The organism is Hyphomicrobium sp., from assembly GCF_009026145.1.
GTDB lineage: Bacteria > Pseudomonadota > Alphaproteobacteria > Rhizobiales > Hyphomicrobiaceae > Hyphomicrobium_A.
The window spans coordinates 60860-81302 of sequence record NZ_WBUE01000018.1 but is presented as its reverse complement, the minus strand read 5'-3'; the positions used below and the strand labels follow the sequence as shown (position 1 = coordinate 81302).

The following is a 20443-nucleotide window of genomic DNA, read 5'->3' as shown; positions in this document are numbered from 1 at the left end:
CAAAACTAGGGCCGGGGGCGCCTCCGGCGCTGGCAGTGGGCAGTTGGCAGTTGGCAGTTGGCAGTGGTTCTCCCTTCTGTCATCCCGGACGGTGCGTGAGCGCCGATCCAGGATCCAGCGTAAAGCGCGGCGAAGCCACAATAGGCGGAGCTGCGCGCTCCTCTCCTGGGTCCCGGGTCTTCGCTCGGTTCCCTCGCTCGCCCGGGATGACAAGTGCCCATTGCCTATTGCCGCTTTGTCGGCGTGCCGTCCTCGTTGAGGTGCGCCAACCCGAGCACTTTCAGCGCGCGTTTGAACCGCGCTCGCGCGAGCCCTCTGTGCAGGCGCTTGCAGGGCAGATCGCCGCCGATGAGCGGGCCGAAGCAGCGCTTGCGGCGGCGGCACTTATTGAGGACGCACACGCGCGGCAGCCCGGCCGCCGAAGCGAGCATGCGCTCGGCGAACTCGGCCTCGAAGGCCTCCGGGTCGTTGCTGAGTAAGATGCCCGAGCCTCCCGCCCCGTGGTTCGCCTTGCCGTTCTTCTGCGCCGCCATGCCATGCCGCCTCGTTGCCTTGCGCGCCGATGATCCCACGCGCCCCGCGCCCGGGGACAACTTCACGCCTGTATCCCGGAAGCCGAGCGCAGCGACGGCTATCCGGGAACCAGCAGAGAAGTGCGAAGCTCCATAGTCACTTCGTGTCTCCTTGCGCTGGATCCCGGGTCTTGCTCGCGTCCATGCGAAGCATGGCTCCGCCATGACGCTCGCTTCGCCCGGGATGACAGGCGCGCAAATGTCATGGGTCTCGCGAGCCATCAGCCCCGAGGTTTTCAAAGAGCGAGCGCGCCAACCGGCCGGCTCGCCGGAGTGCGAGTCGGTTGGCGCAACGAAAGAGGGAGCGCGGGCGCCAAACGACCGCCATCCATTTGTTTAGTCCGGCAGCCTTTCGGCGCCCGCGTCGGCTGCTGCCGTGCCGAGGGTGCACGTCATCGTCAGCGGGCCTTCGGTCCTACCCGGCGGGTATTAGCGGCCGGGCTATCATCGCTCAGGACCTCTAGCGGCCGCGCTCCTTAAAAGTTGGATGCGGGAGCGCCGTTGCCGACGGGCGTCCGTGCAGTCTGTTGCCATTCTGCACAGCCTCGATCTCCGGCCCCGGCCTGTGAGAGAGCTAGTCTCGCGTCGGCGCTGCGAACGGAGCAGCGCCGCCTCAGCCGGGCACCGTTCCCTGCCCCGCGTCGGCCGCTCAGCTGATGCGTCCCAGTTGGGCAGGGATGGGGGGAGGATACGCGCGGCGGAGAGGGCGGGGATAAGATACCTCATACAAGCGCCATTGGTGCCGAGGCTGCGTGCATCGGCAAGAAAAACGCGTAGAATCAATGGCAACTACCTAAAACGTGCACAATATTTGATCCGCACTTGAGTTTAATGACGCGCATACTTACCTTTCGTTCGCCTTTGGACGAAATAGGCCGAAGGGGAAGGCGTAACCTCCGTCAAGTGCATTGGCAACACCAGCCAACCACGAGATGGTCAGCGTGATCGACAGCTCTATGTAGCTGAAGATCGCCACAGCGTTACCGACTTCAACATTGTAGCGCAAAGCGTTATCCGCGACGGCTTGTCCGAAGATAAGTTGTGCTCCGGGGGGGACATTGGTAGACGCGAACCAGCGCCCCTCCGGACTTGCTAAGCGCAGATCGGCTGGCCGCAAGCCCCCACGACAAGATGGTTGGTACAGGCGCAAGGCGTTTGCGCATTTCGATCTGCCGATGGACTTTTCGAGCGCAGAACTGCGAGTGCGTGACCCGAGGTTCGTCGCGTCTCGCGCGTTCTGGCCCTTCCTCGGGTTTGAGGATCGAAGGAGGCAGTTTAGAACTATTGCCGGGGTCAATAGGGCTAGCATAAAAACACGTCCGATAAAATATTGCTCACACATGGATGGCTATGTTTTCGGGTATTACTCGAAAATGGCCGAAGATGCATATGAGCATTATCTCCACCTACACAACCTATCTGACTCAGTAATCGGTTACCGGCGCGGACTCGGATCGAACGCCGATATGGCTGCAGAGGTATTTAGCGATATTGGACGAAGGCGCAAATCGACCGTTATATGTCTCGATATCAGCTCGTTTTTTGACAGCATAGATCACCGTGCGCTGAAAGCGAACTTACTAACCGTTCTTGGTCTAAACTACCTGCTGCCAGACTGGTTCGCTGTCTTCAAGGCAATGACGCGATACTCGTGGGTTGACGCGGAAGAATTGGCGCTCCGTTTGGGGTTCTCCCGGGATGCGCCTCCGCGGCCATTGTGTACCGCCGCTGAATTTCGCCAAAAGGTTCGCGGCGGCGATGGCGTAAATCGCGACATTATTCGACGAAACTTCGCCCCTTATGGAATTCCGCAGGGCTCTCCTATTTCTGCAGTGCTCTCAAATATCTTTATGATTGAATTTGACCATGCAGTGCGGACTAGAGTGGTCAAGCGGGGTGGGCTTTATAGACGTTATTCCGATGACATCATCATTGTTTGCCAGCCGAGTTCGGCGAAGGCCATGCTGTCTTTCGTCCTCAAGGAGATCAAAAAATTGGGGTCCGCAATAGAGATTAGCGAGGAGAAAACTGAAATATGCAATTTTCGCAGAGAGGGTAGTAGACTTTTCTGCGATGCGGCAGTGACGTATCTCGGATTTACCTTTGATGGGCGCAGGGTTCTTTTGCGTGCGCGCACTTTATCAAGGTATTACAGGCGAATGACTTATGCGGCGCGTGGTGCCGTGCGAGCGGGCGGGCAGCCGGATAAGACCTATCGTAGAAAGCTATTTCGCGAATTTACGCATCTAGGTAAGCGGAACTTCTATTCGTACGCAAAGAAGGCGGCGGCCATTTTTGATTGTGCCGGTCCGACAGATCAGTTGCGGCGCCATTTCCGAATCCTTCATAGAAAACTCTACGATGAGGGCCGGTAGGAGGCGCGGCGAAGTGGCGGGCATATGCGGTGAGCGCGAGGACGCCGGTAGAGCCTGTGGTTGCCATCAGGCTTTTGGGGTTCGCTCACCGCGACTTTGCATAGAATAATGTAGTGGTCAGCAAGCCGCCGCCATACCCCATTGCCGCAAATAGAATGTTGGCAATGTGATCTGTGGCCAGTTTGTCGAAGATGATAGCAAGGGCAGCCACGTACAAAGTTGCAAGGACGATGGGTAGACCCGTCGTGAGAGGACCAAATCCTTCGATCTTAGTTGTGAAAACGTACCAGAGCGCGCCGCCAATTATCGCCGTCAGGGCCAAGAGCGCTAAGATTTGCATGCCATTTCTCCTAGAGAGATGAAGGAGAATGGTACCGTGATTCCAGGCTTCGATTTTGGGCCGATTCAGAGCTCAGCGAAGGGCGGCGAGGGCAGCGTTGTGGGCACTTCGCAGCCCACTCAACGTCATCCCGCTGTAGAGCGGGACCCACGCAAGTCGCAACGATCGCCACGGCGAAGGCACTGCTAACGGCTGCAGCGTCCTGCCGACTATCGCCAGGAGCGTCTGCTGAAGCTGGCGTGGATCCCGCTCTACAGCGGGATGACGGCGTAGGAACGAGCCGCTTAAGCCGTCAGCGTCTTGGACTTGTCGTAGGCGACGCCCTTGTCGTCGAACAGCGCCGTCAGCTCGCCCGCCTCGGCCATCTCGCGGACGATGTCGCAGCCGCCGACGAACTCGCCCTTGACGTAGAGCTGCGGAATGGTCGGCCAGTTGGAGAAGGCCTTGATGCCCTCGCGCACGCCCATGTCGGCCAGCACGTTGACGTCCTTATAGTCGACGCCGAGCAGGCGCAGGATGTGGTCGACCTGGGCCGAGAAGCCGCACTGCGGCATGTTCTTGTTGCCCTTCATGAACAGCACGACGTCGTTCGATGCGACGGTGTTGCGGATCCAGTCCTGCACATCCTGCTGCGGGGTGGTCATCTTGCGGGCCTCGTTGAATGCCTGATCGCCGGGCGCGTCATGCGGCCCGGCCTCTGGAGCGCCAATGTGTGGATTGGCGCCAGGAAGTCAATTGAACCGGTGCCGCGGGGCTAAACGTGGCAGTTGTCTCAGGGCGCGGCCGTGGTCAGGGCGAGAGCGTGGAGCGCCCCGCCCATGCGGCCACCGAGCGCCTCGTACACCATCTGATGCTGCTGCACGCGGGTCTTGCCCTTGAACTCGGGGGCGACGACGTGGGCGGCGTAATGGTCGCCGTCGCCGGCGAGGTCGCGGATCTCCACCAGCGCGTTGGGGAATTTGGCCCTGATCAGCCGCTCGATCTCGCCGGCGTCCATGGCCATCGGCGCATCTCCTTGGGAAACTAGTCCTGTAGAGAACATAAGCCGATTTGCCTGCAATCCCAACGGCCCTGTCGCCGCCGCGGCCTGTTGCCCGCCGGCCAGCCGCGGCACGCATTCATCGGCGTGTCGGCGCCGCTTGGAACATCGGCCGCGGTCGTGCGTTGCGGCGCTGAGAGGAGTGTCGGGCAGCGATGAGCAAGGCGCCGGAGAAACTGACCAAGCTGGCGGCGGAGGCCAAGCTCGTCGCCGAGACGACGCAGGATCCCAACCGCCGCCGCGCGCTGCGCCTAATGTCCATCAAATACAAGCGCCTGGCCGAGTTCGCGCGCACCCAGTCGGACCGCCTGCAGCCGGTGCGCGGGCGCGGCGGCGCCTAGCCGTGAGGCCGCGGCATCAATCAGCTTTCCGGGAGTTCCAACCGCCGCTCGATCCGGTCCAATCGATTTCGGATCCGATCAATCTCGAGATTTTGACCGGCCTCGCTGACGTGGAAATTCGCCACGTGCCCCTCGATGATGCCGAGACGCAGTATGACCGTATCGACCTTTTCATCCGTGCGGTCCACCCGCTGACGGATGTGCCGCAGCTGCTCGAGCACCAGGTTGGCCATCTCTTCGGTCATGCCCGCAGCCTGACATGCGGCCGCGCGCACGTCAAGAACAAGACGAGAACATCAGTGCGCGGCGGCCATGTAGGACGGCAGCCAGGCCTCGTGCGCCGAGCGCAGCTCCGATAGCGGCAGCGCCGGCTCGCCCTTCAAGCCGATGGCCTCGCCGCCGGTGCGGGCGACGATGCGCGCCGGTAGCGCCAGGAGCCGCGCCCGCTCCAAGACCTCCTCGGCCAGCATCGGATCGACGCTGAGCACGTAGCGGCCCTGGTCCTCGCCGAACCACACCGCGTGTGCCGGTAGCCGCCCCTCGTAGGCGAACAGCTCGGCGCCCATGCCGCCTGAGAGCGCCATCTCGGCGATGGCGATGAGCAGCCCGCCGTCCGAGATATCGTGCACCGCCGACACCTTGCCTTCGCGGATCAGCGTGCGCACCAGGCGCCCGGCCTTGATCTCGTCGGCGAGGTCGACGGGGGGCGGGGCGCCCTCCAGCTTGCCGGTGATGAGCTCCTGGTAGAGCGACTGGCCGAGGTGGCCGGCCTCGCGGCCGATGACGATCAACAGATCGTTCTCGCGCTTCAGCTTGAGGTCGGCCATGCGCGATACGTCCGGCACGAGGCCGACGCCGCCGATGGCGGGCGTGGGCGGAATGCCGACGCCGCTGGTCTCGTTGTAGAGCGAGACGTTGCCCGAGACGACCGGGTAGTCGAGCACGCTGCAGGCCTCCGCCATGCCCTTCACGGCGCCGACGAACTGGCCCATCACCTCGGGCCGCTCCGGGTTGGCGAAGTTCAGGTTGTCGGTGATGGCGAGCGGGTCGGCGCCGACGGCGGTCAAGTTGCGCCAGGTCTCGACTACGGCCTGCTTGGTGCCCATGGCGGGATCGGCGGCGACGTAGCGGGGCGTCACATCGCAGGCGAGCGCGAGGCCCTTTTGCGTGCCGTGCACGCGCACCACGGCGGCATCGCCCCCGGGGCGCTGCAGCGTGTCGCCCATGACCATGTGGTCGTACTGCTCCCAGATCCAGCGCCGCGAGGCGAGCGCCGGGCCGCTCATCAGGGTCAGAAGCGTTTCCAGGATGGCGTTAGGCGCCGGCACCCATTCGGGCAGGATCATCTTCGGCGGCTGAATCGGGAACCACGGGCGCTCGTACACCGGCGCCGAGTTGGCGAGCGTGGTGACGGGGATGTCGGCTTCGACCTGGCCGCGGTGGGTGACGATCATGCGCCCGGTGTCGGTGGTTGCGCCGACGATGGCGAAGTCGAGCCCCCACTTCTTGAAGATGGCTTCCGCCTCCGCTTCCGAGCCCGGCTTCAGGACCATGAGCATGCGCTCCTGGCTTTCCGACAGCATCATCTCGTAGGCGGTCATGCCGGCTTCGCGCTGCGGCACGTGGTCGAGGTCGAGGGTGATGCCGACGCCGCCCTTGTCGGCCATCTCGCAGGAGGAGGAGGTGAGGCCGGCAGCGCCCATGTCCTGGATGGCGATGATGGCATCCTTGGCCATCAACTCGAGGCAGGCTTCGATCAGCAGCTTCTCGGTGAACGGGTCGCCGACCTGCACGGTGGGGCGCTTCTCGTTCGAATTGTCGTCGAACTCGGCCGACGCCATGGTGGCGCCGTGGATGCCGTCGCGTCCCGTCTTGGAGCCGACGTAGACGACCGGGAGGCCGACGCCCTTCGCAGCCGAGTAGAAGATCTTGTCGGTCTTCGCCAGGCCGGCGCACATGGCGTTGACGAGGATGTTGTTGTTATAGCCCTTGTCGAAGTTGGTCTCGCCACCGACCGTCGGCACGCCAACGCAATTGCCATAGCCGCCGATGCCGGCGACGACGCCATCGACGAGGTGGCGCGTCTTCGGGTGCTCGGGGGCGCCGAAGCGCAGCGCGTTGAGGTTGGCGACGGGGCGCGCGCCCATGGTGAACACGTCGCGCATGATGCCGCCGACGCCGGTCGCAGCGCCCTGGTAGGGCTCGATGTAGCTGGGGTGGTTGTGGCTTTCCATCTTGAACACGACCGCGTCGCCATCGCCGAGGTCGACGACGCCGGCGTTCTCGCCCGGGCCCTGGATGACCTGCTTGCCGGTCGTCGGCAGGGTGCGCAGCCAGACGCGCGAAGATTTGTAGGAGCAGTGCTCGCTCCACATGACCGAGAAGATGCCGAGCTCGGTGAAGCTCGGGGTGCGGCCGAGAATCTTCAAAAGGCGTTGGTATTCGCTGGGGCTCAGCCCATGCTCGGCGACAATCTCCGGGGTGATCTCGAAACGACTCTCGGACATGCTCTCGGTCTTGGCATCCATGCGCGGGCGCTCGGGGCTCGGGGCAGCGATTTGCGCTTATAGCGGCCGACAAATGCGTTGTCGCCCCGCTTAGGCGGGGATGCGCGGGTGCGCCGCGAGCCAGGCGCCGGCAGCGGCGAGATCGTTGACGAAACGGGCAAATTCGGCTTTGCGCGCCGGCCGATCGGGGATGCGCAACACGTACGAGGGGTGCACGGTGATCCACAGCGTCGTGGGCGCGGCGGGAATCGGCACCCCGCGCATCTTGCCGATGCTCACCTTGGACCCCAGCAGCGCCGCTGCCGCCGAGCCGCCGAGCGCGACGGTGAGGCGCGGGCGCACCAGCGCGCGCTCTTTGTCCAGCCACCAGCGGCAGGCGTCGATCTCGGCCTCGTTCGGCTTCTTGTGCAGGCGGCGCTTGCCGCGCGGCTCGTTCTTGAAGTGCTTCACCGCGTTGGTGACGTAGACATCCTTGCGGTGAATGCCTGCCGCCTCCAGCGCCTCGTCCAGCACGCGCCCCGCCGGGCCGACGAACGGGCGGCCGACGAGATCCTCCTGATCGCCGGGCTGCTCCCCGATAAGCATCATGGCTGCGCGCGCCGGTCCCTCGCCGAACACCGTCTGCGTCGCGTGCTGCCAAAGCGGGCAGCGGCGGCAATGCGCGGCGTCCTGTCGTACCCGGCTCAGCGTCTCGCGCATACTGTCTTTGACATCCGACAATGCAGCTGGAAACGACGACATGAGCAGATAAAACGCCGCTTCACCACCGGTTCCGCGAACTACCCGCGGGGGTGGGAAGGGGGACCTACCCGCGACAGTTGCGCGCTGTTATGCTCGCATTGCTGCATTGCAACAATCTCCATTTTCGATGGGGAGTCCAGTGCTTAACTTTGTTCTTGCGCCGGTCGGACGCTTCCCCCCGTACCCCTCCGCCGGCCTGGACTTCCTCTTTGCAGCAGAAGGAGCTGGAGCATGTCCGCGATCAAAAAGGGCGCTGTTGTTGCCGCCATGCTTGCCGGGTTCACCTCTATCGGGGCCGGTATCGCCGCCTCGGAGCCGTCCACGACCTTCAAGCCCCTGCACGGCATCAGCCTGCACGTCGGTTCGAAGCACGCCGTGGGCTATTTTACGCCGAAGAACGGTGTCTGCGAGCTGACGCTCGTCGTCGGCGAGGAGCCGGCCAACGAGGAAATCCTGGGTGTCACGCCGACGCGCTTCCGCGCCTCGGTAAAGGCAGGTCAGCACGTGCGCTTCGACACGGGCGAGGGCAAGGAGCTGGCGTTCTATTGTGCGCAGTCCGCCACCGCGATGTCGGTCAGCACGATGCAGCAGACGGCCTATGCGCCGGCTGCCCGCTAAACACAAGGCCCCTTTTCGGCGAGGTGGCCAGCGCGTCGGACCTTCGGGTCCGGCGCGCTTTTTTATGCCGTCGCTTCGAGCGCGCTGAGCAGCGTGCTCTCGAACATGCGGCGCCCGCCTTACTCTCTTCGTAGCTTTCGGTAGACCTTAAGGACGGCCCCATATTGAGGGCCATCGAGTTCTTCGATTGCGTGTGAGATGTCTATGTGCTGACCAAGTTTGCTGGTCCAAAGCCCGGTGTCGAGTAGTCGGGCGGCGTGAGTCGGAACGCCTTCCTTCGCAAACAGCGCCACTTTCTCATATCCAAGCTCAAGCTTGGTATTAGTAGTCTCTTCCCACCCATCGGCGGCGAACCACTCCTGAAAGGCCTCCAGAGTCGACTTTCCAGCAACCTGATGAGGCCAGTACGAACGTCTCTGGTTTGGCCACCAATGCCGAGTAGTGTCTCTGAATGCCCACGCTATACAATTATATTTGGGGTCTATCTCGCTAGTTTTCTTTTTCTCGACATCAGTAAGCTTGGGGAAATAGTCCTTAAATTGATCGTCCATTCTGTTCCGCCCACGCAATCCATGCCTTGCTCATTGCCTCAAGGTCACCTACGGCCTCCGCCGAGTAGGGACGTATTTGAAAGGCGTCGTCGAGCACCCATACTAAAAATGACGGCCGTTTCTTAAGTTCGGCGATAATGAGGGGGGTTACGATTTCTGCATTGGCGACAAGCGCCTTATAGCTTGGATGACCCGTGATGGCGTCGGGATCAGAAAGAAAGGCTGTTTCGCTTTCCCACCGGCTCAAAACAGCGTCGAATGACTTGATGAAGTCGCGAGGAGACGGAGTATAAATGCCCGCAGAGTGTGAGGAGGACGAGCGAAATATCTTCGAGTAGCGCCCGCTGGAACCGATTGCCGAAGGCTGAGATAATGTCATACTTCAGTATCCTGCAGCTTCTTGAGTTCGGCCAACTGCGCCGCTATCCATTTGGCTAGATTCTCTGCGGCTTGAGGTGTCAAAAACACATCACACGCCATCTCGCGAACGATCGAGCCTCGTGAGATGCGCTTGGCGAGAACCTCTTTGCCAAGCTTACCTGTAGTCGCGTCGATAGGTTCTATAGCGTAGACTTGTCGTTGGGGGATTGCTTGTCGCTCAGCGTAAAGCGCAAGATGGATCAATCCATTGGGGGTGACCCCCCCGATGGCTCCATCGGCCCACACAACTCGAAAGTCCCTGGCTTTGATGTAGTCAAAAGCTACCTCGTCTTCGGCGAGGGGCTTCTTAGACTGACCTGCGTCGTCGGTCGTCATTCTTCTTGCCTAATCAACTCATCCGCTGGCTTAGCAGCATCGTTACGGCACGTAAACATTCCTTGAAGTCAGGCGGTGACTTCGAGGGCGCTCAAGAGCGCGCTCTCGAACATGCGGCGCCCGTCGGCGCCGCCGAGCGCGAGCTCGAACAGCCGTTCGGGGTGCGGCATCAGGCCGACGACGCGCCCAGCCGCATCGCAAATGCCGGCGATGTTGCGCTGGGCGCCGTTGGGGTTGGCCTCCGTCGTCGCCTCGCCCGCCGCATTGCAGTAGCGGAACACGACGCGTCCCTCGCCTTCGAGGCGATCGAGCGTCTCTTCGTCCGCGAAGTAGTTGCCCTCGGCGTGCGCGATGGGCAGGCGGATTACCTGGTCCTTGCGGTAGCACTTGGTGAAGAACGTCTTGTCGTTGTCGACGCGCAAGAATACGTCGCGGCAGATGAACTTCAGCGACGCATTGCGCATCAGGATGCCGGGCAGGAGCCCCGACTCGCACAGCACCTGAAAGCCATTGCAGATGCCGAGCACCGGCGTGCCGGCCTTCGCCTTGGCGATGACGTCGCGCATGATCGGCGAGTGCGCGGCCATGGCACCGCAGCGCAGGTAGTCGCCGTAGGAGAAGCCGCCCGGCAGCACGATGACATCGGAGGCGGGCACGGAAGCATCGCCGTGCCACACCATGTTCACCGGAAAGCCGGTGATCTTCTCCAGCGCGACCTTGACGTCGCGATCGCAGTTGGAGCCGGGGAAGACGATGACGGAGGCGCGCAGCATGTTCAGACTCAAAATCTCCGGTTCGTGTCTATCACGGCGTGGGGGCGAGAGGCGATTGGCTCTGTTTCCTGCGCTCGACCTCGGCGCGCGAGGCATCGGTCAGCTGCTTATCGCTCGCCTTCATGTCCTCGACCAGCCCCGCGAACTGTGCCTGGTCTCCGTAGCCGCACGCCTTGCTTTCCGCGGTCCAGACGCCGGTAACCTGCTTGCGCAGGGTGCGCATGGCGACCGCGGGATATGCCGGGTGCCAGCGCGTCGTGAAGAAGATCTCGACGCGCCACGTGTCCGGCGCCGCCTGCGTCACCAAGTCAAAACCGCCATATTGGCTGAACTGAGCGTTGGCGAGCGCGCGGGCCTGCGTCTGCAGGCCTTGAAATCCGAGCTCGCAATCGAGCGTCGGAGGCGCGGCACCTTGCGCGGCCACGGCTGTCGGAACGATCGTGCTTGCCAACCAAGCTGTCGCCCGGGTCAGCGGCATCGTCAGGAGGCCAGCTCGTAGCTGTAGTTCTCGATGACGCTGTTGGCGAGCAGGTCGCGGCACATGCGCTCGATTGTCTCCTTGGCCCGCTCCTCGCTGGTCTCGGTGAGCTGCACCTCGATGTATTTGCCCTGGCGCACGTCCTCGACGCCCGAGATGCCGAGCGCTGCAAGCGCGTTCTGGATGGCCTTGCCCTGCGGATCGAGGACACCGTGCTTGAGCGTGATGCGGATGCGGGCTTTCATGAGGCTCTCGCGGCAGTAGGCAGTAAGGCAGTGGGCAGTAGGGATGAGCTGGCTACTGCCTACTGCCCATTGCCTACTGCCGTGCTTAGTTGGGTTTGCCGTTGGCGGTGGGATTGGACGCAACGAGCACCGGGCCGGCGCCCTTCGCCGGGCGATTGCCGGTGAACACGCCGAGCCGGCGCGCGACCTCCTGGTAGGCTTCGAGCAGCCCGCCGAGATCGCGGCGGAAACGATCCTTGTCGAGCTTGTCGGAGGTGGCGATGTCCCACAGACGGCAACAGTCGGGGCTGATCTCGTCGGCGAGCACGATGCGCATCTGGTCGTTCTCCCACAGGCGCCCGAACTCGACCTTGAAGTCGACGAGGCGGATGCCGATGCCGAGGAACAGCCCGACCAGGAAGTCGTTGATGCGCAGCGCCATCTGCATGATCTCGTCGATCTCTTGCGGCGTCGCCCAGCCGAATGCGGTGATGTGCTCCTCGGACACCATCGGATCGCCGAGCGCATCGTCCTTGTAGTAGAACTCGATGATCGAGCGCGGCAGCTGCACGCCCTCTTCCAAGCCGAGGCGCGTGGCCAGCGAGCCGGCGGCGACGTTGCGCACGACGACCTCGAGCGGCACGATCTCGACTTCGCGGATCAGCTGCTCGCGCATGTTGAGGCGGCGCATGAAGTGCGTCGGCACGCCGATCTCGCCGAGACGCAGGAAGATGTATTCGGAGATGCGGTTGTTGAGCACGCCCTTGCCCTCGATGAGCGCGTGCTTCTTGGCGTTGAACGCGGTGGCATCGTCCTTGAAATGTTGAATGAGCGTGCCGGGCTCGGGGCCTTCATAAAGCACCTTGGCCTTGCCCTCGTAGATGCGACGACGCCTGTTCATTGAGCCTTTGTCCTTTGACTGGAAAATTACCTGTTCTGCGACGATGGAGACGACCTGCCGGCAAGAGCCAAGTCATTGAAATTACGGACTGATCTTGTCTGCAGGGGCCGCATTGGGGAGTCGGTTGGCAAGGTCGGACACCCGCCTCCGACACTAGCCGAAGCCATCCCTAGAAACAATCTTAAGGATCGGAAAGGTCGCAAGTGTCGCTAATGGCCGGGAACAGGTCATTGAACGCCGGGAGTGCCCGGGTTATGGCTCCCGCGGCCGCAGATTGGGCGGCGGGAGATGCAACCTTGGCCGGCCTGCCGCGCGGCCCTGCGGCGACACGTTCTAGTGGAGAGACGGAATGACCACGTTCGATGAACGCGAGAAGGGATTCGAGAAGAAATTTGCGCTCGATCAAGACCTTAAGTTTCGTGCCGAGGCCCGGCGCAACAAACTCCTGGCGGAGTGGGCGGCCGCCAAGCTCGGAATCATGGGCGCGGCGCTGCAGGACTATGTCCGCTCGGTCGTCAAAGCCGACCTCGAGCAGAAGGGGGACGAGGACGTTTTTCGCAAGTTGCACAATGACTTCGCCATCGCCGGCGTGAAGGTGTCGGACGCCGAGATCCGCTCAACCATGCAGGAGATGCTGGCCAAGGCGGTGAGCGATATCGAGGCGGCCGGCAAGGCCTGATCGGCTAGCCCTTGAGGCCGGCGAGGAACTTGCCGAAGCGCAACAGGCCGTCGGGCCAGGGCCCGTGGCCCGACCCATCGGCGATGTGGCCGGCCTGCCCTACATCCACAAAATTCGAACCCCAGGCGCGCGCGAACTCCTTCGCCCGCTCCTGGGAGCAGTAGGGGTCATCGGCTGCCGCCAGCAGCAGCGAGGGAAACGGCAGCTCGTGCATGGGCACCGGGGCGAAGCCGAAGCTTCCCTCGGGCCAGGCGTGGCCCTGGTTCTGCGGCCAGCCTTGCGGGTTGTCGACGTCCGCCGGCGCGACGAGGAAGGCGCCGGCCACCGAGCCGGGTCGCAGCTTCGCGGCGGCATGCGCGACGGCAACCACCCCGAGACTGTGGGCGACGAGAACGGCAGGGCGCGATGCGGCGCCGACGGCGGCGACGATATTGGCCACCCACTCGTCCTGGCGCGGGGCGTGCCAATCGTCCTGCTCGATGCGCCGTGCGGTCTTGAGGTTGCGCTCCCAACGGGATTGCCAGTGATCGGGGCCGGAGTTGAGCCAGCCGGGCACGATGAGAATGTCGGCGTCCGAGGTCTTCATGGGGTCTCTGTGGGAAGCGGCGCGCGCCGCGTGTACGGAGTTATGAGGGATAAGCGACTCACCGTAGAAGTGCACAAGGGGCACTGAACAACCGGTGGAGAAGCATGGGCAAGTTGCGGGCCTTGAGCCACCTGGCGCTGGCTGCTGCCGCAGCGGGGGCGCTCGCATTCGACACGCCGGCCATGGCCGACGGATGGCAGCCCGGGGAGCCTGGCCGATGGGTGCCCGGCACGCCGATGACGGATTGTCAGTGCGTCACCGACTGGAGCGGCGTCTACGTCGGCGGCAAGCTCGGCGGCGTGTGGGCAGATGCGCATTGGGAGCAGGATCTCGGCGGCTTCGACGATGGAGGTGCCGTCCCTCCGGGCACCCAAACCAACTTCGGCCCGAGCGGCTTCGCCGGCGGCGTCATCACCGGCGCCAACCTGCAGATGGGCAACTGGATCTTCGGTGCCGAGTTCTCCTTCTCCGGAACCGGCTTGTCGGAGTCGGTCGCCAGCCCCTTCTTTCCAGCGACCGACACGTTCACCACCGATATCGACTGGCTGATGACCGTCGAGGGGCGCATCGGCTACTCCTGGGATCGGGTGATGGTGTTCGGCAAGGGCGGTTTCGCCGGCGGCAACGCCACCATGACCATGGCCACGACGCGTAACGGGGGGCTTGTCGCGACCGACGAAGAATTCGCCGACGGCTGGACGCTCGGCGGCGGCATCGAGTACGCGCACTGGCCGAGCGTCATCCTCGGCCTCGAGTACAGCTACACCTACCTGAGCCTCAGCACCTCGCCGGATTGCCCGCTGTGCCTGGCCGGCATCCCGTTCGCGACGCCCGGCCAGGTCTCCGGCGGCGCCGACATCTCGGCGGTGATGGCGCGCGCCAGCTACCTGTTCAAGCCCGAGGACTGAGCTGGCGATGCCAGACAGCCGATCGCTGCAGGCGCTCGCAACGATTGTGGTCGCTGTGGGCGCGCTGGTCTTCAGCCTCGCGCCCGCCAGATCCGATGGCATGCCTGTAGCGGGCACGACGGTTAGTCCCTATGTCGCCGACTGGAGCGGCCTTTACATCGGCGGCAAGCTCGGTGGCGCGTGGAGCGATGTCGACTGGGCGCAGAACCCCAACTACTTCACGTTAAATGGTCCGACGCTTGTTGGCACAACTTCGACTTTTTCGCCGAGCGGGTTCGCCGGCGGCATCATCGGCGGCGCCAATGTGCAGCACGGGCAATGGATTTTCGGCGCCGAGCTGTCGTTCTCGGGGACCGACCTGTCGGAGACCAGGCCCAGCCCGTTCTTCCCGACCATCGATACGTACACGACCGAACTCGACTGGCTGGCGACCGTCGAGGGGCGCGTCGGCTACGCGTGGAGCCAGCTACTGGTATTCGGCAAGGCCGGCTGGGCCGGCGGCAATGCCGCCGTGACGCTGACCGATAACGTTGTCGGCATTACCGCTTCGGATGAGACGTTTGCCAACGGCTGGACGATCGGCGGCGGCATCGAGTGCGTGCATTGGCCGAGTGTCATCCTCGGCGTCGAGTACAGCTATACCAGCCTGAGCTTCGACGCTTCGCCCAATTGCCCGGCGTGCGGCACCGACACCTCCATCGGCGATGGGCCGCCGTCGATCAGCGGCGATATGCACATCAACGCGGTGATGGCGCGCGCCACTTACCTATTCAAGCCCGGGGACTGAGGTCAGCTTGCGGCCTCGGCGGGCTGCGCGTCGGCACCGACCAGCTTCCAATCGATGAGCATGCGCGTCGCCACCACGGCGGCGACAACGAGTTGCACGCTGCCGAGCGGCAGGACAGTTGAGAGCTCCGACTGCAGCAGCTCGGCCGCCACAGCAATGGCAGCGAGCGTCAGTCCGATCGCCGCCGGAGGCAGCGGGACGAGCTGCCGGGCGTCGCGGTAGGAGCGCGCATACAGCCAGCTGACGAGGATGACGACGGCCGCCAGCGCCACATAGCGGACGAGATTGCCGGGGGCCATCACAGTGAGGGCACCCTGGACGCTCAAGGTGAAGAGCGAGCCGACGACGAACAACAGCCAGGAGAGCACTGAATAGGTGATGAGCGGGGTAAAGGCGCAGGTCGTGGCGGTGGCCTCCGAGCCGGGCGCGGCGCGCATGAGGCGGACGACGCCGGCGACGGCAAGGACGGTGAAGGCGGCGCTGCCCAGAATGGCGGCGAGCGGATAGCTTCCCTCCTCGAAGAGCAGCGCAATGGCCGCGAGGTTGCTCGGCAACTCGGCCAGCACCGGGGTGAGAAACAAGAGCCAGACGCCGCTGCCGAGGCCGGCGCGATCGATGATGCCGGCAAGCGCCATGATCAGTGCCGCCCCGGCCATCAGGGTGGCGATACTCACGATGCGGAATCCGATCCCAGGTTCCGGCACGAGCCCGGTCACCTCCTCCAATGCCGAGGCGACGCCGCCGGCCTGCACCAGCGCCATAACGAGGGCGAGGCCGAGGACGATATGGGGCAGACGGTCCCACGCGCGCACCGAGGGCGCGATGAGCTTGATGATCTCGGCGAAGATGAGCGCGTTGAGCAGCGGCATGATGCCGAGGGCGAAGAGTGAGAGGCGCTCCGTCGCTCCGCCGCTCGATTGAGACAAGAGGGCGAGCGTTTCGCCATCAAGCCCCGGAACAGGGAGGTGGCAGCCGAGGCGGTAGGCGATGAGCACCGCCGCAGTGACGGCCAGGCGCCGATAGAATGCGCGATCCAGTGTCGGCAGCATCGGGCTCCCCTCGTCCCTGATGAAATTAGATCTACCATTGCACGAGGAGGTTATTGTCGGCAGATCGCTGTCACCTTGGATACAGTTGGACGTTACCGCCGGTCATTTTTCGAATTTTTGCACCATGCTCGTGGCGCGCAAGCTCTTGCCGCTCGGTTTCTTCGCCGCGCTTGTGCCCGGCGTGCACGCATTCGATTGCGTCGAGAAATACTGCACCAAAATGTCGAGCTGCGCCGAGGCATCCCACCACTTCACGGTGTGCGGAGAATCCGAGCGGGACGCCGACAACGACGGCATCCCATGCGAAAACGTATGTGGAAACACGCTCGAGGAATATGATCAGCGTCGCGGGGCAGGCTCGCCGTCGCTTCTGCCACCTGACGATCAGCCAATGCCGCGCGGTGCCGGCAGCGCGCTGCCCGAGCGCCCCCCAATTGAGCACGGCATGTCGCCGCCAGCGCCGGCTGCAAGTTGCGGCGCAAAGCGCAAGTGCGGGCAGATGCTCTCATGCGAGGAAGCGCGATTCTACCTATCAAGCTGTGGCGTTCGCGCGCTCGATCGCGACGGGGACGGCGTGCCCTGCGAAAGCCTGTGCGGCGGTCGCTAAGTGCCGAACACGCGCTTGAAGATCGTGTCGACGTGCTTGAAGTGATAGCCGAGGTCGAACATCGCCTCGAGCGCGGCCGGCCTCAGTTTGGCCGTGACCTCCTTGTCGGCCTTCAGCTCGGTGAGGAAGTCCTTGCCCTGCTCCCAAGTCTTCATGGCGTTGCGCTGCACCAGTGCGTAGGCCTCCTCGCGCGAGGCGCCGGCCTGCGTGAGCGCCAGCAGCACACGCTGCGAATTGTGCAGCCCCCCGAGCTTGTCGAGGTTCTTCTGCATGTTCTCCGGGTAGACGACGAGCTTGTCGATGATGCCGGTGAGGCGGGCGAGCGCGAAGTCGAGCGTCACCGTCGCATCCGGTCCGATCATGCGCTCGACGGAGGAGTGCGAGATGTCGCGCTCATGCCAGAGGGCGACGTTCTCCAGCGCCGGGATGGAATAGGCGCGCACCATGCGAGAAAGGCCGGTGAGGTTCTCGCTCAGCACCGGGTTGCGCTTGTGCGGCATGGCCGAGGAGCCCTTCTGTCCCGCCGAGAAGTATTCCTCGGCCTCGAGCACCTCGGTGCGCTGCAAGTGGCGGATCTCGGTCGCCAGCCGCTCGACCGAGGCGGCGACGACGGCGAGGGTGGCGAAGTACATCGCGTGCCGGTCGCGGGGGATCACTTGGGTGGAGATTGGCTCCGGCTTGAGGCCCATCTTTTCCGCCACGTAGGCCTCGATGCGCGGGTCGATGTTGGCGAAGGTTCCGACCGCCCCGGACAGCGCGCACGTCGCCACCTCCTGGCGCGCGGCGAGCAGCCGCTCCCTGGCGCGGGCGAACTCGGCATAGGCGTAGGCGAGCTTCAGGCCAAAGGTAACGGGCTCGGCATGGATGCCGTGGCTACGGCCGATGGTCGGCGTCGTCTTGTGTTCGAACGCGCGCCGTTTCAAGGCGGCGAGCAGGGCATCGACGTCGGCGATCAACAGATCGGCGGCGCGCGTCAGCTGCACGTTGAGGCAGGTGTCGAGCACGTCCGAGGAGGTCATGCCCTGATGCACAAAACGCGCCTCGGGGCCGACAATCTCCGCCAGGTGAGTGAGGAAGGCGATGACGTCGTGCTTGGTCTCGCGCTCGATTTCGTCGATGCGGGCGACGTCGAACTTGGCGTTGCGGCCCTTGTCCCAGATCTTCTTGGCGGCGTCGCCCGGGATGACGCCCAGCTCGGCCATGGCGGAGGCGGCGTGTGCTTCAATTTCGAACCAGATGCGGAATCGGGTCTCGGGGTCCCAGATCGATACCATCTCGGGACGGCTGTAGCGCGGAATCATGTGGTGGCCTCGCGGAGGGGAAGCGGAGCCCTAGCAGACGCGGGCCCCAGGCTTCAATCGCTAGCGACTGCTGCTCAATTGGGGCGGCATTACTCGGTGGTCGCGATCGAGCGAGGCGAGAGCGGGCGGAAAGTCCACATGCAGCATGCCGTTGCTGCAACGCACACAAGAGTCGCTTGACCTCGATCAACAACGCCACTGCGCGAACCAGATATTGCCACAATCGGCGGGCGCTTACGCTGCGCTGCATCAGTGGTGACTGTGGGCACATTGTCACGTTAGCCACTGAAGTCAGCGCTCTACTCTTGATACTGCGTAAGTGAAACGAAAAGTTACTTAGGGCATGCCAACAGACTCTTATATCGGTGATCGATACGACCCGGCTTACCGGGCGCACGAAGGCAGGAAATGATTGAGGGCAAAGGCCGCGTAATGTCGAACCAAATGCAAGGAGAAATTGCCCAGCTCAACTCCGAGCTCGAGCAGACTGACGATCCACGCGAATGCTACGCCAAGGTGCAAGCCAAGATCCGCGGGTATCGTCAGGCGGGCATCAAGGTGCCGGACGATCTGGCACTGATCGAGAAGCGTCTCGTTGCGGAGTGCATGGCCGCTTCGCAAGGCCGCGATTGATCACACTCCCAGCCGTCCACGGCTCACTCGATAGAACGAGGACAGCGGCGCGATGCACGCCGCTGTATGGGCCTGCTATTTCGCGCTAGTTCTGCACGTAGGTGAGGCGCCCGTCCGGCTGCTTCAGCCACGTGTACATCACGTAGGCGACCTGCTTGATGTCGCCCTTTTCGTCGAAGGCGATGTCGCCGATCACGGTGTTGAACGTCACTCCGGTGCGCATGTAGGCGGCCACCGTCTTGGGGTCGGTCGATTGCGTTGCCTCGATCGCCTGCTTGAGGATCTGCACCGCGGCGTAGCTGTACAGCGTATAGGCTTCGGGCTTGTATTCGCGCGCCTCGAACTTCTCGATGATCTCCTTTGCCTCGGGGCGCTTCTGCGGGTCGGGACCGAACGTCATCAGCGTGCCTTCGGCGCCGGGCCCGGCGATGGCGGCGAACTCGTCGCTGGCGATGCCGTCGCCGGACATGAAGAGGGCGCCGACGCCCTGATCGCGCATCTGCCGCAGCACCAAGCCCCCGGCAGTGTGCACGCCGCCCCAATACAGCACCTCAACGCCGGCGTTCTTCAGCTTGGAGACGAGGGCGGTGAAGTCCTTCTCGCCGGCACTAACGCCTTCGTAGAGCACCTCGGTCACGCCGAGATTGTTCATCGCCTTCTTCGTCTCGTCGGCAAGACCTTTGCCGTACGTCGTCTTGTCGTGGACAACCGCCACCTTCTTGTCCTTCAAGTTGTCGGCGATGTACTTGCCGGCGACGGCGCCCTGCTGATCGTCGCGGCCGCAGGTGCGGAACACGTTCCAGAGCTTGCGGTCGGTCACCATCGGGTTGGTGGAGGCGGGCGTGATCATCAGGATGCCGTTGTCGACGTAGACTTCGGACGCCGGCATGGAGACGCCGGAGTTGAAGTGTCCGACGACAAAATGGACGCCTTCGCCGAGGAAGTTGTTGGCGACCGAGACCCCCTGGCGCGGATCGGCCGCGTCGTCGCCGACGAACAGCTCGATCTGCTGGCCATTGATGCCGCCTGCCGCGTTGATGTCGGCGACGGCTTGCTCGACCCCGTTCTTCAGCTGCGCACCGAAGGCCGCATCAGTCCCGGTCATCGGCCCGGCGACGCCCATTTTCAGCTTCTCCGGTCCACTGTCGCAGCCGGCGAACAAGGCGGCGAAGGCGAGCGCCAGGGCTGCAAGGGTCGCTGCTGATTTCATGAGGTCCTCTCGTGCTGACGACGGGCGCGCGGGAGCGCGGCGGGCAATGGTGCGCATGTTCGTCCGAATTGGGGCAAAAGTCATCCCCGCGGGGTCGTTTGCGTCGGCGACTCCCGCCGGCGCCGCCACCAGAACAATCCGGCGCGCTCGTATGCCCACGGATACTGCTCCACCATTTGGCGCACGCGCGTCATGCGATAGCCCCAAGCGCAGGCGGTCACGACCACGATGTAGTCGACGATGAAATTCTTCAGCGAAAGCAGCGTCTCGTGAAACAGGGCGTAGTGAAAGAAGCGAACCGCCAACGTGAGCAGCAGCGCCGCCCCCAGCACTTGCCAGGATGGGCGCCAGGTGGATGCGATGGCCGAGCCGGTGGCATGCGCGGCCGAGCCGCCCATGAGCACGGTCACCAACAGGAAGATCCAGGGGCCGTTGGCGCCGGTGTCGTAGAAGCTCATCGCATCCGT

27 protein-coding genes are annotated in these 20443 nt (G+C 63.6%); 8 read left to right on the top strand and 19 right to left on the bottom strand.

The window, feature by feature from the left end:
* Positions 1 to 224: 224 nt before the first annotated feature.
* Positions 225 to 533: a hypothetical protein gene (locus tag F9K20_RS14155; protein WP_291002954.1), complete on the bottom strand. Its 309-nt coding sequence runs from the start codon at positions 531 to 533 to the stop codon at positions 225 to 227.
* Between the two features lie 1097 nt (positions 534 to 1630).
* Between F9K20_RS14155 and drt2 the strand changes: the two genes are divergently transcribed.
* Positions 1631 to 2947, top strand: a complete 1317-nt coding sequence (gene drt2 / locus F9K20_RS14150; protein ID WP_291002951.1) for an antiviral reverse transcriptase Drt2 — start codon at positions 1631 to 1633, stop codon at positions 2945 to 2947.
* Between the two features lie 85 nt (positions 2948 to 3032).
* Here drt2 and F9K20_RS14145 read toward each other — a convergent pair whose 3' ends face one another.
* The 3 genes from F9K20_RS14145 to F9K20_RS14135 all read right to left on the bottom strand — a co-directional run bounded on the left by F9K20_RS14145 (position 3033) and on the right by F9K20_RS14135 (position 4290).
* Positions 3033 to 3287 (bottom strand): hypothetical protein, encoded by a 255-nt coding sequence (locus F9K20_RS14145; RefSeq protein WP_291002948.1) that lies wholly within the window; start codon positions 3285 to 3287, stop codon positions 3033 to 3035.
* A gap of 284 nt (positions 3288 to 3571) precedes the next feature.
* A complete protein-coding gene (gene grxD, locus F9K20_RS14140) occupies positions 3572 to 3931 on the bottom strand; it encodes a Grx4 family monothiol glutaredoxin (protein WP_291002945.1) in 360 nt (119 codons plus the stop codon).
* Positions 3932 to 4059: 128 nt separating this feature from the next.
* Positions 4060 to 4290 (bottom strand): BolA family protein, encoded by a 231-nt coding sequence (locus F9K20_RS14135; protein WP_291002942.1) that lies wholly within the window; start codon positions 4288 to 4290, stop codon positions 4060 to 4062.
* Positions 4291 to 4481: 191 nt separating this feature from the next.
* Here F9K20_RS14135 and F9K20_RS14130 point away from each other — a divergent pair, with 191 nt between their 5' ends.
* A complete protein-coding gene (locus F9K20_RS14130) occupies positions 4482 to 4667 on the top strand; it encodes a hypothetical protein (protein ID WP_291002939.1) in 186 nt (61 codons plus the stop codon).
* A gap of 20 nt (positions 4668 to 4687) precedes the next feature.
* Here the strand turns inward: F9K20_RS14130 and F9K20_RS14125 are convergent, their stop codons facing one another.
* The 3 genes from F9K20_RS14125 to F9K20_RS14115 form a co-directional block, all read right to left on the bottom strand.
* Positions 4688 to 4912: a hypothetical protein gene (locus F9K20_RS14125; RefSeq protein WP_291002936.1), complete on the bottom strand. Its 225-nt coding sequence runs from the start codon at positions 4910 to 4912 to the stop codon at positions 4688 to 4690.
* Between the two features lie 51 nt (positions 4913 to 4963).
* Positions 4964 to 7174, bottom strand: coding sequence for a phosphoribosylformylglycinamidine synthase subunit PurL (purL, locus tag F9K20_RS14120; protein ID WP_291002933.1), 2211 nt, complete (start codon positions 7172 to 7174; stop codon positions 4964 to 4966).
* Positions 7175 to 7264: 90 nt separating this feature from the next.
* Complete coding sequence (locus F9K20_RS14115; RefSeq protein ID WP_291002930.1) at positions 7265 to 7873, bottom strand: UdgX family uracil-DNA binding protein; 609 nt, start codon at positions 7871 to 7873, stop codon at positions 7265 to 7267.
* A gap of 273 nt (positions 7874 to 8146) precedes the next feature.
* Between F9K20_RS14115 and F9K20_RS14110 the strand changes: the two genes are divergently transcribed.
* The gene (locus F9K20_RS14110; RefSeq protein WP_291002927.1) at positions 8147 to 8533 is read left to right on the top strand and encodes a hypothetical protein; all 387 of its coding nucleotides are present in this window, start codon (positions 8147 to 8149) and stop codon (positions 8531 to 8533) included.
* Between the two features lie 119 nt (positions 8534 to 8652).
* Here the strand turns inward: F9K20_RS14110 and F9K20_RS14105 are convergent, their stop codons facing one another.
* The 7 genes from F9K20_RS14105 to purC form a co-directional block, all read right to left on the bottom strand.
* Positions 8653 to 9084 (bottom strand): hypothetical protein, encoded by a 432-nt coding sequence (locus F9K20_RS14105; protein ID WP_291002924.1) that lies wholly within the window; start codon positions 9082 to 9084, stop codon positions 8653 to 8655.
* Complete coding sequence (locus F9K20_RS14100; RefSeq protein ID WP_291002922.1) at positions 9068 to 9463, bottom strand: hypothetical protein; 396 nt, start codon at positions 9461 to 9463, stop codon at positions 9068 to 9070. Before F9K20_RS14100 ends, F9K20_RS14105 begins: the two co-directional genes overlap by 17 nt.
* On the bottom strand, positions 9460 to 9840 hold the full coding sequence (locus F9K20_RS14095; RefSeq protein ID WP_291002920.1) for a hypothetical protein: 381 nt from the start codon (positions 9838 to 9840) through the stop codon (positions 9460 to 9462). Before F9K20_RS14095 ends, F9K20_RS14100 begins: the two co-directional genes overlap by 4 nt.
* A 68-nt stretch (positions 9841 to 9908) precedes the next feature.
* Positions 9909 to 10610 (bottom strand): phosphoribosylformylglycinamidine synthase subunit PurQ, encoded by a 702-nt coding sequence (gene purQ / locus F9K20_RS14090; protein ID WP_291002986.1) that lies wholly within the window; start codon positions 10608 to 10610, stop codon positions 9909 to 9911.
* Between the two features lie 34 nt (positions 10611 to 10644).
* Positions 10645 to 11064 (bottom strand): hypothetical protein, encoded by a 420-nt coding sequence (locus tag F9K20_RS14085; RefSeq protein WP_291002918.1) that lies wholly within the window; start codon positions 11062 to 11064, stop codon positions 10645 to 10647.
* 29 nt (positions 11065 to 11093) lie between these two features.
* Entirely contained in the window at positions 11094 to 11336 is a 243-nt protein-coding gene (gene purS / locus F9K20_RS14080) for a phosphoribosylformylglycinamidine synthase subunit PurS (RefSeq protein WP_291002916.1), read from the bottom strand.
* A gap of 85 nt (positions 11337 to 11421) precedes the next feature.
* Positions 11422 to 12216 (bottom strand): phosphoribosylaminoimidazolesuccinocarboxamide synthase, encoded by a 795-nt coding sequence (gene purC, locus F9K20_RS14075; RefSeq protein WP_291002914.1) that lies wholly within the window; start codon positions 12214 to 12216, stop codon positions 11422 to 11424.
* Between the two features lie 349 nt (positions 12217 to 12565).
* On the opposite strand from purC, the gene F9K20_RS14070 reads away from it, so the two are divergent.
* Positions 12566 to 12895: a DUF1476 domain-containing protein gene (locus F9K20_RS14070; protein WP_291002911.1), complete on the top strand. Its 330-nt coding sequence runs from the start codon at positions 12566 to 12568 to the stop codon at positions 12893 to 12895.
* A 4-nt stretch (positions 12896 to 12899) separates the two neighbouring features.
* Here the strand turns inward: F9K20_RS14070 and F9K20_RS14065 are convergent, their stop codons facing one another.
* A complete protein-coding gene (locus F9K20_RS14065; RefSeq protein ID WP_291002909.1) occupies positions 12900 to 13481 on the bottom strand; it encodes an alpha/beta hydrolase in 582 nt (193 codons plus the stop codon).
* A gap of 104 nt (positions 13482 to 13585) precedes the next feature.
* Here F9K20_RS14065 and F9K20_RS14060 point away from each other — a divergent pair, with 104 nt between their 5' ends.
* On the top strand, positions 13586 to 14389 hold the full coding sequence (locus F9K20_RS14060; RefSeq protein WP_291002906.1) for an outer membrane beta-barrel protein: 804 nt from the start codon (positions 13586 to 13588) through the stop codon (positions 14387 to 14389).
* 7 nt (positions 14390 to 14396) lie between these two features.
* A complete protein-coding gene (locus tag F9K20_RS14055) occupies positions 14397 to 15176 on the top strand; it encodes an outer membrane beta-barrel protein (protein ID WP_291002903.1) in 780 nt (259 codons plus the stop codon).
* Positions 15177 to 15178: 2 nt separating this feature from the next.
* Here the strand turns inward: F9K20_RS14055 and F9K20_RS14050 are convergent, their stop codons facing one another.
* Positions 15179 to 16225, bottom strand: a complete 1047-nt coding sequence (locus tag F9K20_RS14050) for a hypothetical protein (protein WP_291002901.1) — start codon at positions 16223 to 16225, stop codon at positions 15179 to 15181.
* A 19-nt stretch (positions 16226 to 16244) separates the two neighbouring features.
* On the opposite strand from F9K20_RS14050, the gene F9K20_RS14045 reads away from it, so the two are divergent.
* Positions 16245 to 16832, top strand: coding sequence for an excalibur calcium-binding domain-containing protein (locus F9K20_RS14045; protein ID WP_367115871.1), 588 nt, complete (start codon positions 16245 to 16247; stop codon positions 16830 to 16832).
* On the opposite strand, the gene purB is transcribed toward F9K20_RS14045, so the two are convergent.
* The gene (gene purB, locus F9K20_RS14040) at positions 16829 to 18133 is read right to left on the bottom strand and encodes an adenylosuccinate lyase (RefSeq protein WP_291002898.1); all 1305 of its coding nucleotides are present in this window, start codon (positions 18131 to 18133) and stop codon (positions 16829 to 16831) included. The genes F9K20_RS14045 and purB overlap by 4 nt on opposite strands.
* Positions 18134 to 18541: 408 nt before the next feature.
* Between purB and F9K20_RS14035 the strand changes: the two genes are divergently transcribed.
* Positions 18542 to 18766: a hypothetical protein gene (locus F9K20_RS14035; protein ID WP_291002895.1), complete on the top strand. Its 225-nt coding sequence runs from the start codon at positions 18542 to 18544 to the stop codon at positions 18764 to 18766.
* Between the two features lie 85 nt (positions 18767 to 18851).
* Here F9K20_RS14035 and F9K20_RS14030 read toward each other — a convergent pair whose 3' ends face one another.
* Positions 18852 to 19976, bottom strand: coding sequence for a branched-chain amino acid ABC transporter substrate-binding protein (locus F9K20_RS14030; protein ID WP_291002892.1), 1125 nt, complete (start codon positions 19974 to 19976; stop codon positions 18852 to 18854).
* Between the two features lie 80 nt (positions 19977 to 20056).
* Entirely contained in the window at positions 20057 to 20434 is a 378-nt protein-coding gene (locus tag F9K20_RS14025) for a DUF6867 family protein (protein WP_291002890.1), read from the bottom strand.
* Positions 20435 to 20443: the final 9 nt, after the last annotated feature.